The organism is Algoriphagus marinus (assembly GCF_001936475.1).
Classification (GTDB): Bacteria; Bacteroidota; Bacteroidia; order Cytophagales; family Cyclobacteriaceae; genus Algoriphagus; species Algoriphagus marinus.
Map to the genome: position 1 here is coordinate 230,838 of NZ_MSPQ01000002.1, position 12,437 is coordinate 243,274.

Annotated in this window: 13 protein-coding genes; 5 read left to right on the forward strand and 8 right to left on the reverse strand. The window is 39.2% G+C overall.

All coding sequences use genetic code 11. The annotated features are described in order from the left end of the window. The first annotated feature begins 105 nt into the window (after window positions 1-105). Window positions 106-831, forward strand: a complete 726-nt coding sequence (locus tag BVC88_RS05440; RefSeq protein WP_075349639.1) for a lysophospholipid acyltransferase family protein — start codon at window positions 106-108, stop codon at window positions 829-831. Here the strand turns inward: BVC88_RS05440 and BVC88_RS05445 are convergent. The 4 genes from BVC88_RS05445 to BVC88_RS05460 form a co-directional block, all read right to left on the reverse strand. After that, on the reverse strand, window positions 818-1,480 hold the full coding sequence (locus tag BVC88_RS05445; RefSeq protein WP_075349640.1) for a hypothetical protein: 663 nt from the start codon (window positions 1,478-1,480) through the stop codon (window positions 818-820). The genes BVC88_RS05440 and BVC88_RS05445 overlap by 14 nt on opposite strands. 9 nt (window positions 1,481-1,489) lie before the next feature. Next, entirely contained in the window at window positions 1,490-2,857 is a 1,368-nt protein-coding gene (locus BVC88_RS05450) for a pyridoxal-phosphate dependent enzyme (RefSeq protein ID WP_075349641.1), read from the reverse strand. An 88-nt stretch (window positions 2,858-2,945) separates the two neighbouring features. Next, window positions 2,946-4,580 carry a putative ABC exporter domain-containing protein gene (locus tag BVC88_RS05455; protein WP_075349642.1) on the reverse strand — a complete coding sequence of 545 codons (1,635 nt, stop codon included), beginning with the start codon at window positions 4,578-4,580 and terminating at the stop codon, window positions 2,946-2,948. Further along, window positions 4,573-5,289, reverse strand: a complete 717-nt coding sequence (locus BVC88_RS05460) for an ABC transporter ATP-binding protein (protein WP_075349643.1) — start codon at window positions 5,287-5,289, stop codon at window positions 4,573-4,575. The genes BVC88_RS05455 and BVC88_RS05460 overlap by 8 nt, the downstream gene beginning before the upstream one ends. A 110-nt stretch (window positions 5,290-5,399) precedes the next feature. Here BVC88_RS05460 and BVC88_RS05465 point away from each other — a divergent pair, with 110 nt between their 5' ends. Next, a complete protein-coding gene (locus BVC88_RS05465) occupies window positions 5,400-6,020 on the forward strand; it encodes an outer membrane beta-barrel protein (RefSeq protein WP_075349644.1) in 621 nt (206 codons plus the stop codon). 79 nt (window positions 6,021-6,099) lie between these two features. Here BVC88_RS05465 and BVC88_RS05470 read toward each other — a convergent pair whose 3' ends face one another. Genes BVC88_RS05470 through BVC88_RS05485 form a run of 4 tightly spaced genes read right to left on the reverse strand, consistent with a single transcriptional unit; the run spans window position 6,100 to window position 9,628 of the window. After that, entirely contained in the window at window positions 6,100-7,026 is a 927-nt protein-coding gene (locus tag BVC88_RS05470) for an aspartate carbamoyltransferase catalytic subunit (RefSeq protein ID WP_075349645.1), read from the reverse strand. Between the two features lie 2 nt (window positions 7,027-7,028). Then, window positions 7,029-7,577 (reverse strand): bifunctional pyr operon transcriptional regulator/uracil phosphoribosyltransferase PyrR, encoded by a 549-nt coding sequence (pyrR, locus tag BVC88_RS05475; RefSeq protein ID WP_075349646.1) that lies wholly within the window; start codon window positions 7,575-7,577, stop codon window positions 7,029-7,031. 33 nt (window positions 7,578-7,610) lie between these two features. After that, the gene (locus BVC88_RS05480) at window positions 7,611-9,233 is read right to left on the reverse strand and encodes a hypothetical protein (RefSeq protein WP_075349647.1); all 1,623 of its coding nucleotides are present in this window, start codon (window positions 9,231-9,233) and stop codon (window positions 7,611-7,613) included. Next, window positions 9,230-9,628 carry an EVE domain-containing protein gene (locus BVC88_RS05485; protein ID WP_075349648.1) on the reverse strand — a complete coding sequence of 133 codons (399 nt, stop codon included), beginning with the start codon at window positions 9,626-9,628 and terminating at the stop codon, window positions 9,230-9,232. Before BVC88_RS05485 ends, BVC88_RS05480 begins: the two co-directional genes overlap by 4 nt. A gap of 124 nt (window positions 9,629-9,752) precedes the next feature. On the opposite strand from BVC88_RS05485, the gene BVC88_RS05490 reads away from it, so the two are divergent. From BVC88_RS05490 to BVC88_RS05500, 3 genes are all read left to right on the forward strand, one after another. Continuing rightward, window positions 9,753-11,459: a DNA polymerase/3'-5' exonuclease PolX gene (locus tag BVC88_RS05490; RefSeq protein ID WP_075349649.1), complete on the forward strand. Its 1,707-nt coding sequence runs from the start codon at window positions 9,753-9,755 to the stop codon at window positions 11,457-11,459. 108 nt (window positions 11,460-11,567) lie between these two features. Continuing rightward, window positions 11,568-11,855, forward strand: coding sequence for a hypothetical protein (locus BVC88_RS05495; RefSeq protein ID WP_075349650.1), 288 nt, complete (start codon window positions 11,568-11,570; stop codon window positions 11,853-11,855). A gap of 78 nt (window positions 11,856-11,933) precedes the next feature. Continuing rightward, entirely contained in the window at window positions 11,934-12,398 is a 465-nt protein-coding gene (locus BVC88_RS05500) for a hypothetical protein (RefSeq protein ID WP_075349651.1), read from the forward strand. Window positions 12,399-12,437: the final 39 nt, after the last annotated feature.

Below are 12,437 nucleotides of genomic sequence, written 5' to 3' on the forward strand. Positions count from 1 at the left end.
AAAATTGGGCAACTAAACAAAAAAAGCCTCCGAACGCTCGGAGGCTTATGCAAGCAAAGAGTGAAGATTTATTTATCGCTGTAAAATTAGTCATTTTCAAACCAAATGAAAGTATTCCAAGTCATTTATACGGTCTATTCAGTCTCGATTTTTATTCTATTAATGCTTTTACTAAGTGTTTTTATAGTAGTACCGATATTAATAAGCGACCGAGGCGACAAGATTTCGTTTTTTTTTATCAGACTCTGGGCAGGGATATGGTCATTTCTTTCAGGTATTAGATACGAAGTTCACGGTTTGGAATACATTGATAAAAGTCGTCCCTATATCTATATTTTTAATCACCGATCATTTCTTGATGCACCAGTGATCCCCATGTCGATTCCGCAGGAATTAAGGGCTTTGGGAAAAAAAGAACTTTCAAAGATTCCCGTATTTGGTTACGTCGTTGGAAAGTTTGCCATTTGGGTGGATCGCACCTCCACCGAATCCAGAAGAGAAAGCGTGGCCAGATTGATCAAACTATTGGAAAATGGAAAATCAGTTGTCGTCGCTCCCGAGGGAACACGTAATAACACTTCTTCAACCCTACTTCCTTTCCAGAAAGGAGCATTTCGGCTTTCCATAGAGACCAGAATCCCCATCCTTCCTATGGCAGTCCTCGGTGCTGACAAAATCATGAAAAGAGGCTCCCTTCTCCTAAGTCCTGGAAAAGTCCGAATCTATTTTTCAAAAGCCATGACCCCTCCTATTCAATCTGAAAATGCAGTAAGTGAGTTTTGCGAAAAAGTTAGAGACAGAGTTGAAGCAATGATTCTTACAAATGAGTAATCGTTTTTTCGCCTTCTGACGATTCATCTACAGCATCCTTTGTCAATTGTTCGAAAAGAACATAGATCGCCAAGTAAGTGACAGGCACTGTAATCAATATTCCAATAATAAATGTCAATAGACCAGCAATATTAAGGAGCAACAAAATCAAAACGAATCCAAAAAACTTCCACCAATTTGTGGTGACCAGTTTCCGGCTCATCTCCATCGAGGTCCAAAAGTCAAATCCTCCGAAAATCCCAAAAAGCATGGCAAACATATAACCGACAGCCAAATATATTCCCGGTAGTATAAGAGCAAAAATCCCCAATACTGTCAAAATCCCACTTATCAAATTGATAGTAACCACAAGAAGCCAATACTTGAAACCATCAAAATAATTTTGAAAATCGACGTATTCTTCCTGACTCAGGCGATTTGCTACCAAATAAAATCCAGCAATTAAAGCCGGAGCTAACAGGATAGAATAAATGGAAACAAAATCCTCTAAGTAATAGGCGAAAAATGCCTGGGTAGCTCCAATAATAAACATGAAACCAATATGAAAGGAAGCCCGGGCCTTGAATAGGACCCAGGCTGTTTGAAGAATTTCCTGAATATCAAAATCAACTCCGGTGTCGATGATTTGTTGAATTTTCCGGGGATCCATTTTGGTTGATTATTTGGTAAAGGCCTCTAAAATATCATGTTTGGTAATGATATGCACTTGGTTAGTAGCGTCACGAACCAAAACTGCTTTTTCCTTTTCTACCATAGACGATAGCACATCCAAAGTGCTATCCAAAGCCACGAATTTCATCGAATCTTCCATCACATCAGACACATGAGCATCCTTAAGTGTTGGATTTTCGATGATTCTAGCCAACAATTTATTATCGGTCAAGCTACCCACGACCTCTCCATTTTCCAAAACAGGAATCTGGGATACACTGGTTTTATTCATCAGGCCGATTGCCTCTTTCACAGAATCAGACTTCTGAGTAGAAACCAAAGTATAGCTTCCATTCCGCTGTGCAATAATATCTCTTGCTGTGGAATAAGTCCTGTTTTCTAAGAATCCATGATTTCGCATCCACTCGTCATTATAGACCTTTCCTAAATAGCGAGTTCCGTGATCTGGTAAGATAATGACCATTTGATCGCCTTCTTCCAGGTTTTCCTTAGCCCATTCCAAAGCGCCGTGAACTGCGGATCCACAAGACCAGCCTACAAACAGCCCTTCTTCTTTGGCCAAGCGACGTGTCATCACTGCAGCATCTTTATCAGTCACTTTGACGAAATGATCAATCATATCAAAGTTGACATTCTTCGGTAGAATATCTTCCCCTATACCTTCAGTCAAATAAGGGTAAACTTCCTTTTCATCAAAAATGCCTGTCTCTTTGTATTTCTTGAAAACCGACCCATAGGTATCAATTCCCACGGTTACAACATTTGGATTTTGCTCTTTCAAATACATCGCTGTACCGCACATAGATCCACCGGTACCTACACCAGCTGCATAATGGGTGATTTTTCCGTCAGTATCATTCCATATTTCCGGACCTGTGGTCTCATAGTGAGCCGCAGTATTGGACATATTATCATACTGATTTGGATAAAATGAATTCGGGATATCGGCATTCAGTTTACGGGCCACTGAATAGTAAGATCTTGGATCTTCAGGAGAAACGTTTGTTGGGCAAACGATCACTTCTGCTCCAACAGCTTTTAGAATGTCTATTTTCTCCTTGGACTGCTTATCAGCCATGGTGAAAATACACTTATAACCTTTGGCTACAGCTGCAAGCGCCAATCCCATCCCTGTATTTCCACTGGTTCCTTCGATGATTGTTCCTCCTGGCTTGAGCAAACCTGCTTTCTCAGCATCTTCTACCATTTTGATCGCCATACGATCTTTCATGGAGTTACCCGGATTGAAGTATTCTACTTTCACCAGGACTTCTCCTTGGATGTCTTTTGCAAGTTTATTGAGACGGATCATCGGGGTATTTCCGATGGTTTCTATTATGGAATTGTAAATCATAGTCAGTTACATTTGGTAGGCCAAAATTACAGGATTTTTTTAGGGTACTGGAATTCTATTCGTTTAAAACAAAATAAAATTCGGCACACTAGATTTCCTTAAACTCAAGTCGCTTCAGAATATCCAATGTCACATGGATCAGAATAAGGGCGATAAATGTCATTCCAACCGATAAGGTCAAAAGCGCCCACACAAACTGTTTGCTAATCACAAAAGCGATAATCGAAGCTACTCCAGCAGGAACCAATCCGAAAAGCAAAATCCCTCCAATCATTAATGGTTTGATCAGCACTCGATCCCAACCTTCATCCAATCCGATCTGAGGAATCAGATTGATGCCGAGACCTGTAAGGTAAAATGCCAAAATCCCGATCAGGAAACTTGGAATCACCAGCCAATCCAATCCTGCAATAAACACTGTCGGCACAATCAAAACGGTACAAAAGAGAAGGATCTGCACCAAGTCCAACTTGATCATGTTCCAAAATTTAGAACTCCAACTGGCAGGTACCAGGTAGAAAAATGGCTTTTTCAAATCTCCAATATTCGCCCTTCCCGTGCCCGCAAGGAAATAAATCAAGATCAGGATAATCAAATAGACATAAATCACAATGTGCGAAAACCAATCAAACAAAGAGAGGATCGCAAACAGGATTCCCAAGCCAGCCAAAATCAAGGAATAAATTCCAAACAAAGGATGAAAATCCTGTCTTGATGCATGGATGTAATTTCTCCAATAGAAAGCCTTTGCTCCTGGCCCAAAATCCGGCAAAGCCAATTTCTTCTTCGAGTTAAGGCTAAAATTTGCTTCGCTTTGTTCCTTTTTCCCCCTTACTTTTTCGAGCTTTTCTTCATTGGATTTGGTCGCTTCCAAAACATCCTCATAATAATAGCCTGAAAACTGAATCACCAACTTTAACACCACAAAGTAGGACAGTCCATAGAGCACCACAAAAGCAGAGGAGAGAATCCAATTGCTATGCACCCAAAAAGACATGATCCCTCTACTCCAACCTACTATTGGGAAGAAATCAAACCAAGGCGAGCCAATCCAGGAAAACATTCCCTGCCAAAATTTATCCGCCATTAAACCTGGAATCAAAATCATCGCACTTAGTAAAATCGCTAGAATGATGACTCCATTTTTGATATACTCCATGACACCAAATCGGGTATGCAGTGTATAAACCAAAAACCGAATTGGCTGAATCATAAACAGGAAGAACCCCAATCCAAGAATGGTGAAAAACAGATTTCCGAAACTCAGTTCAAATTTATCCGCTATTTGACTTATCCCATAAAATGTAAATAAGATGGCACCACCTAAAGAAGGTAGAATCGATCTCCCCATATAATAAATAAGGAGGTTTTCAGGTTTCACAGGTGCTGTAAACAGCAGATTCACATCAGCCATTTTGAAAAAACTGACGTTCTTTTTGGTAGCACGAAAAAGCTGATAAATCAGTAATGAAAGAGCCAGAATGGTCACTCCTCCCACAATATTTTGCCCAGCAAAATTCACCTCGGGTATTGCATTAGGATCAAATTCTGGAATCTGTTGTGTAGAATCTTCCCGATTCCCCAATCGAAGCCAATACATAAAAGCAAAATACCCGACTATTGCTACATAAGGTAAAAGCCTCAGTGGGTTTTTCAGAATGAGCTTTATATTATTAAGAAGGATCAGCAGATCCTTCCTCAGAAGAAGTTTGATCTCACGCATCTTTGGTCAATTCTAAAAACAGGTCCTCCAGAGAAGTTCCTTCGCCTTGCAAAGCTTGTTGTTTCAAATTTGAGATTGAATCATTTCCAATGATTCGGCCATCTTTCAAGATCATTATCCGGTCTGCAATACTCTCTACGCTATCAATCAGGTGAGTACTCACAAGGATTGTCTTTCCTTGGTTTTTCAATTCCCTAAAAACCTGTCTTGTGTTTTTGATCGCCTTGGGATCCAGACCAATCATGGGCTCATCAAAGAAGAGTACCTGAGGATCTGGCAATAGGGCGCAGCAAATGGATACTTTTTGCCGCATGCCTTTGGAAAGGTCTCTCCCGAGTTTTTCTGCTTTATCATCCAGTTCAAAAAGATCCAGTAAATCATCTCCCTTTTTCTTCCAATCCTTCACATTATAAGCTTGCGCGATGAATTGAAGATGCTCTCGCACAGTCAAAAGATCATAGACATAAGGTGTCTCAGGGATATAGCTAAAGAGCCGCTTTGCCTCAACGCTCAAATGATCATACCCACCTAGGGTAATTTCACCGGAAGTTTTTCGAAGAAGTCCAACGATACATTTCATCGTAGTACTTTTTCCAGCACCATTAGGTCCAAGAAGCCCGACTACCTCGCCACCTTGTAGTTCAAAAGAAATATCATCGACGGCATTTTGCTTGCCATACTTTTTAATGAGGTTATTTACGATCAGCATAAAAAGGGATTTGAGCCTAAAACTACAGGAATGATCAATAGGTTACATGATTTTGGACTTCTTTTTGATAGATCAATCTTTTTAAAAAATAATTTAACTCAGAAATAACTATGAAAAAGCTCTTAATTGCCATCCTCACTTTGGCTCTGGCACAAACTACTTTTGCGCAGCAAGCGGGTAGATTCCGTATGGGTATGGATCTTGGACCAGCAATTCCTCAGGGAGGGGGTATTGGTGCACTTGTAAACTTGGAACCAAAAGTCAATCTAAATAATAAAATGAATGTAGGAATACGCTTTGGAGTGGCAGGTATAGCCAAAGATGTCACTTATTATGATTTTAATGAAGACTACGATGGCGAAGTTTCTGCAAATGTTTCTGTTTCAGGAACCTTTGATTATTATTTCAATAATGGCAAAAGCAATGCAGCTCCATTCATCGGTGTAGGATATGGGTATTACGCATTAAGTAATTTGGATGTAGAAAATGGTGACTTTGATAATCCTGATGATATCGGAAACTTAGATGCAGACTTCAAATGGGCTCCAATGGTACGCGCCGGAGTAGAGTTAGGAAAATTCCGAATGGGTGCTGAATACAATTTTGTACCAAAAAGTGATCTCCAAAATACCTCTGGGCAAGTCATAGGGGAAGCTAGCAATCAGTATTTTGGATTCACACTAGGATTTTATGTAGGAGGAGGGAAATGGAGAAATAATTCCAATTTCTAGAAAATGAAAAAGGATGTATGGATTATTCATTCTAATCCATACATCCTTTTTTTGGTTAGATGTGAATCACACAATCTTTCTATCCCTTGGCTCCGGCAAGCAAGTATAAAACCGCCATTCGGACTGCCACACCATTTTCTACTTGGTCAAGAATAATGGCTTGATCTGAATCTGCTACATCAGAGTTCAATTCCACTCCTCGGTTAATAGGGCCTGGATGCATAATCACAATTTCTTTATCCAGCTCAGAGAGTAGTTTTTTATTGATTCCGTAATAGAGTGAATATTCCCGAAGGCTTGGGAAATATTTGATTTGCTGCCGCTCCAATTGAATTCGAAGCACGTTGGCAACGTCACACCATTGAAGTGCTTTTTTGACATCTAATTCGACTTTGACCCCAAGACTTTCAATGTATTTGGGAAGTAGTGTAATTGGTCCACAAACCATCACTTCAGCACCTAATTTTTTCAAACAAAAGATATTCGATAGTGCTACTCTGGAGTGCAAAATATCTCCGATGATAGCGACTTTCTTCCCTGCTACATCTCCAAATTTCTCCTTGATGGAATAGGCGTCCAAAAGGGCTTGCGTTGGATGCTCATGTGTTCCATCCCCGGCATTCACAATATTGGCTTTCACATTCCGTGAAAGAAAATGCGGCGCCCCTGGACTTGAATGACGCATCACCACCATATCGACTTTCATCGCAAGGATATTGTTCACCGTGTCTACAAGAGTTTCCCCCTTCTTTACCGAGGAGTTGCTTGAGGAAAAATTAACTACATCTGCAGAAAGTCTCTTTTCTGCCAATTCAAAAGATAATCGAGTCCGAGTTGAGTTTTCAAAAAAAACATTGGCGATGGTGATATCCCGTAGCGAAGGTACCTTCTTGATCGGACGGTTGATCACTTCTTTAAAGTTGGCCGCAGTCTCTAATATAAGATGTATATCTCCCTCTGTGAGATTCTTGATTCCTAGTAAGTGTTTGGTGCTGAGCTGCGACATAATTAGGCTTTAACTTTCTCTGTGATCCAAATCGCGTCTTTTTCAAAACCCTGATCAGCCCATTCTACTACTACATATTGGCTTTCTAGGGTATGAACTCTCACGCCATAATAATCTGGCATAATAGGATAGTCTCTGGTGAGTTTGCGATCTACCAAGACCATCAATTCTACTTTGGCAGGTCTACCAAAAGCAATCATTGCATCCATCGCCGCTCTTACTGATCTGCCTTTATAGAGCACATCATCGACAAGGATTACTTTTTTCGATTCCACCAAAAAATCTATTTTGGTTTCGTTGGCTTTCAAGGGAAAATCTCTCCTTCTGAAGTCATCTCTATGAAAAGTGGCATCAAGGTATCCTGAAGGAACTTTCTGTCCTGAGATTTCTTCCAGAAGTTTCACAATTTTATCCAACAAAATAGGTCCCCGAGGTTGCAAACCCAATAAAACGGTATTGTCAAAATTATCGTGATTTTCGATCAATTGGTGACAGAATCTTCTGAGTACGATCTCAATCTGTCCTTGGTCTAAGACTAGTCTTTTTTGCATGGGGTAGATTTGCGGGTAAATATAAAAATAATTCTAGTCCGAAGGTCCTTCCGGCATATACAAATCACCATTGACCAAAACCTTGGTCAAAAAATAAACCTCTCTGGTATCCTGTCCACCCGAAGGTTTGAGGAATCTGATTTTTTGAGTTCCGCTAAGTAAGTAATATCGATCGTACCAATGCACCAGCCGAAGACTTGAAGGATTCGTCTCTACAATTCGCTCATTTTCGTCAGGAAGTTCGAGTTCAAAATCTAGATGTTCAAAAACTTTCTCTCCATTTTTAAAATAGCTGAGCTTGATCGTCTGGTCACGCACATACATATGATAATACTCATCTCCCACTACTGCTACTTCTCCAAATGCTTCTGGGTAAGTAGTGATCAATCCATCATAGGTTGCCGCATTGTCCCAAATTACCTGTCCTGTTTTTGCAATTTTCGAAAAATGGGCTGAGACATATTGATATTCTGGAACTACTTGATAGATCGTGGGAGGACGAGAACCTCCATTTGAGGTAATAAAATCCCTAACATTGGGGTCATAGCCAGTTCGATTCCATCCATTGTTTCGGTAACCGGATGTAGGGGAATAAAGGCTACTCGACCCTCTGGAATTGTTAATCGAGAATTGATCAAAATAGATATAATAGGCGTCAGGAGTTTGCTGAATATCTCTGATTGCATAGTAGTTTCGAATAGAAGGGATTTTTCCTTTTCCCAAATTTTTCTCCACTTCTATAGCCTTCCTTTCTTTTGGTTTTTCGCCTAAGTAATTATAAAAATTAGGGAAATCTGCTAAGGTGTAAAGTTTGAATTCATACTCGCCAAACTCATTAATTTCCATAATATACATCCCTTGGTATGAATCACTTCGATCTCTTCCAAAAGCACCAATCATAGCCGATTGATAATCTGATTTTTGAACCAAAAGAGCATCCATTATCTCTTGACCCTCATCTCCAAAATTATCCACCTTAATCTCACGAATCAGATTCCCGAAAAAATCATAGGTATTAATACTGACTTCCCGCTCTCGATAGGGTGTTTTTCTACTCAAGACCACTTCCATTGCTTGGAGTTCAGGTAATTTTTTGATTTGTAGAATTTGAGTATCATTATTATATATACCCTGCACGGTGTACAAATCTTTATTATCCAAATCGTAAATCTGTATCACTGGGCGCCCATCCGTATTTCCCAAAAAAAGCACCTTTCTGTTGACTACGAGAAATTCGATTAAATCCATTTCCAGAAGATTATCAGCACTAAATTCAAATCCCTTTTGGGTCTCCAAATCAATGTTTAGGATGTATTTTTCTGAGCTTAAGGAATATCCTTTTTGAAATAGCACAAAAAGCTGATTGCCATCTGTATCAAACCCTAGCATATCAAAACCCTCTTTCACGGGAAATTCAACCAAGCCATCCTTGGTATTTAGCTTGAAATCTGAAACAAAATATTGGAAGACCCGCTTAAAACTCAGGGATTTTTCAGGAATGGTGCGAAAAGAAACAATTCCATCGGGTAAAGGGCTCATCTGAAAACCAGGATCATATAAATCAGATTCGATTTCAAATCGATTGACAAATTTTACCTGAGCATTTACCTGAACTGAAACCGAGCATAAAATCAAAAAAACTATCAATCTAATCATATGCACATTTTTTGAATTGTGTCAAATTCGACCTTTGTCAAGGACATGACAGACAATCTGCTTTGCTTGATTAGCAACATCTCAGAAAGCAAATCCTCTGATTTTATTTGGCTCAAAGTGATTGGTTTTTTCAACTTTTTCTTCTCCTTAATTTTTACAGCCACCCAATCCGAATCCTTTGGGTCAGGAAATGCTTCCTCAGAAACCTCGGCCACTCCAACGATTGCTTTTTCTTTTCCGCTATGATAAAAATAAACCAAATCCCCCTTCTTCATTTCACGTAGAAAATTTCTTGCCTGGTAGTTACGTACCCCATCCCAGACATCTTCGCCTTTTGCCACCAAATCATCCCATGAATAGGAGCCCGGTTCGGATTTTACTAACCAATAGTTCATTTGATATTTTTTGAATTTAGGTTTCGGGAAATCTTTGATTTCAATTTTAAGTTAAAGCTTAGTAGCCTAAATTGAAACACTATTTCAAGACATTTGTCTAATTGACTAACGAATTTTAAATATTTTGGATCATAAAACATTACTCAAAAAACTGAAGCTCGCCATTCAATTGATGGAGCTGCATGATGAAAATTCCTTTAAAATCAGAAGCTACCAAAGCGCGCTGACTTCTCTGGAACGTGGAGATCAGGACATTATGGATCTCAGCACAGAGGAGCTCTCCAAAATTCCAGGAGTAGGAAAAAGTATTTTGGAAGCAATTTCCCAACTCAAAGAGCAAGAAACTTTTACTGCTCTACAGGATCTTTTGGAAAAAACTCCTGAGGGAATCTTGGAGATTCTACAAATCAAGGGTCTTGGACCAAAAAAAGTAAAAGTAATCTGGGAGGAACTTGGGGTAACCTCCACACATGAACTTATGGAAGCCTGCCAATCTGGGAAAGTTGCTAAACTGAAAGGATTTGGAGAAAAAACTCAAGATACAATTATCCAAAACCTTGAATTTAAAGCCTCGAATCAAGGAAAGTGGCTTTATGCAGATATTGAAGAGACTATAGAGAAATTCACCTCAGAACTTGAACGAATCTATCCTTCAGCTTTGATTGCTATTGTCGGAGATTTTGCCAGAAAAATGGAAATCATTTCGGAAGGGGAATTTTTAATCGGTTTGGATTCTCTTTTTGGCGGAAAGGAAAAATTGAAATCGCTGGAAACTGTAGTTTGGGACATGAGTCAATCCGGTCCTTTTTCCTGGAAAGGAACTTTGACAGAGTTGAACCTAAAAATGACAATTCATTTTACTACCAAAAAGGATTTTCTTTGGAAGAAACTTTCTTTGATTGCTGCCCCAAGTCACTTGGCAGAATTAGTGGATGAAAAAGAGAATATTTCTGAAAAGCTTGCTAAAAGAAATTATAACTCAGAAGAAGAATTTTTTCAGGTCAACGAACTACAGTTTATTCCTGCAGAAATGCGTGAAGGCTTAGGTGAAGTAGCTTTGGCAAAAGCCAATGCAATTCCTGAACTTTTGGAGGAAAGAGATCTAAAAGGAATTCTCCACAATCACTCCACGTATAGTGATGGAAAACATAGCCTTCGGCAAATGGCTGAGCATTGCAAAGCTTTGGGTTTTGAATATTTGGGAATTTCCGACCACAGTCGCACGGCCTTTTATGCGGGCGGGCTAGAGATCGAAAAAGTGTTGAAACAACACGCTGAAATTGATGCCTTAAATAAAGAAATGGCTCCATTTCGAATTTTTAAAGGGATCGAAAGCGATATTTTGGCTGATGGTAAGTTGGATTATCCAGATGATATTTTGGCGAAATTTGATTTTGTCGTAGCCTCAATTCACTCGATTTTGAATATGGAAATCAAAAAGGCAACGCATCGTCTGATTACAGCAATCGAAAATCCTTATACAACAATTCTTGGACACCCGACCGGAAGACTTTTGCTTCGAAGAGCCGGTTACCCAATAAATCATAAAGCTATAATCGATGCCTGCGCTGCAAATGACGTAGTCATTGAAATCAATGCTAATCCTTGGCGCTTGGATCTCGATTGGCGATGGATTCACTATGCGATGGAGCAAAATGTCAAATTATCGATTAATCCGGATGCTCATGAAATGGATGGATACGACGACATGAAATATGGCGTATTAATTGGGAGAAAAGGTGGTCTTACCAAAGCTATGACTTTAAACACCCTTTCGGTTGATGAAATTGCCAACTACTTTGAGAAGCGAAAAAAACAAAAAATCACCTAAACCTCTTTCAAAAATCAAGCTCAAATGAATTGGAATAGATTGGCAAGTCAGCAAAAAACTGTTTTGTAATTTCTTCCCTATCTTCGTCAGCTTTTAAAAATCAACTTTATGAAATGGACTGATCAACCTGTAGAAGTGCTTCTCCAACGCTCTTTTTTATTCGGAATCACTGGAATCGTTCTGGGTACGATTTCAATATTGAACAGTAAACTGATTCACTTTCAAGTTCCAATGGGGCCGCTCAATGGTGTCAGTTTATTACTTCAATTGATAGGTTTGAGTCTTGCTGTTTTGGCGCTGAGAAAACGGAAATTAGAAGTGGAAAACAAAGAAAAAGCTCAAAAAATGGTACTAGTATTAGGCGTTTCGCTTTTGTTTTTTGTGCTTTCTATTTGATATTTTCTCTATTAAATTTAATCCCTGTGATTTTCTAAAATTCTAAATCCTTTTCTTTTACCTAAAACCTATAACTCTATGTCAAAAAAATCATTGATGGTCGTTTTAGCTTTCCTTGTTGCATTTGGCAGCAAAGCACAAGAATCTACAGTTTCTCAAAAGGAATTTAAAATCATCACCGTCGTAGAATCAATCGTCCCGATGGGTCTGGGTAGATCCAGAATAATTGATAGTAAGGCAGAAGTTGATGCATCTTTCTTTACTACTGAAAGAACAGACGGGAAGAAAAGCGAAATGAAAGAAGTAGATCGAAAAGATCTTCGAGTCGATGAAATGGAAGAGACCAAGTTGCTCAACTTTTTCTCTGCCACAGGTATTAATTTCCAAAATATTGCATCAAACGATGCTGTAATCTCTTCAAAAGTAAACGCTATGCTGATCGAGGGTTGGACCCTTGCATTTGTCACCAGCGGGGTTGAGAGTGATGCAGGAACAGCAGATGGTCAAGGAATATTTATCACTAGAATGTTTTTTACCAGATAAAAGAAAAGCCCAAATCAATTAAGATTTGGGCTTTTTACT

What these genes read in the sequence shown, in the direction of transcription:
- BVC88_RS05440 (WP_075349639.1), top strand. Translation starts at nt 106, where the DNA reads ATGAAAGTATTCCAAGTCATTTATACGGTCTATTCAGTCTCGATTTTT.
- BVC88_RS05445 (WP_075349640.1), bottom strand. Translation starts at nt 1,480, where the DNA reads ATGGATCCCCGGAAAATTCAACAAATCATCGACACCGGAGTTGATTTT.
- BVC88_RS05450 (WP_075349641.1), bottom strand. Translation starts at nt 2,857, where the DNA reads ATGATTTACAATTCCATAATAGAAACCATCGGAAATACCCCGATGATC.
- BVC88_RS05455 (WP_075349642.1), bottom strand. Translation starts at nt 4,580, where the DNA reads ATGCGTGAGATCAAACTTCTTCTGAGGAAGGATCTGCTGATCCTTCTT.
- BVC88_RS05460 (WP_075349643.1), bottom strand. Translation starts at nt 5,289, where the DNA reads ATGCTGATCGTAAATAACCTCATTAAAAAGTATGGCAAGCAAAATGCC.
- BVC88_RS05465 (WP_075349644.1), top strand. Translation starts at nt 5,400, where the DNA reads ATGAAAAAGCTCTTAATTGCCATCCTCACTTTGGCTCTGGCACAAACT.
- BVC88_RS05470 (WP_075349645.1), bottom strand. Translation starts at nt 7,026, where the DNA reads ATGTCGCAGCTCAGCACCAAACACTTACTAGGAATCAAGAATCTCACA.
- pyrR (WP_075349646.1), bottom strand. Translation starts at nt 7,577, where the DNA reads ATGCAAAAAAGACTAGTCTTAGACCAAGGACAGATTGAGATCGTACTC.
- BVC88_RS05480 (WP_075349647.1), bottom strand. Translation starts at nt 9,233, where the DNA reads ATGATTAGATTGATAGTTTTTTTGATTTTATGCTCGGTTTCAGTTCAG.
- BVC88_RS05485 (WP_075349648.1), bottom strand. Translation starts at nt 9,628, where the DNA reads ATGAACTATTGGTTAGTAAAATCCGAACCGGGCTCCTATTCATGGGAT.
- BVC88_RS05495 (WP_075349650.1), top strand. Translation starts at nt 11,568, where the DNA reads ATGAAATGGACTGATCAACCTGTAGAAGTGCTTCTCCAACGCTCTTTT.
- BVC88_RS05500 (WP_075349651.1), top strand. Translation starts at nt 11,934, where the DNA reads ATGTCAAAAAAATCATTGATGGTCGTTTTAGCTTTCCTTGTTGCATTT.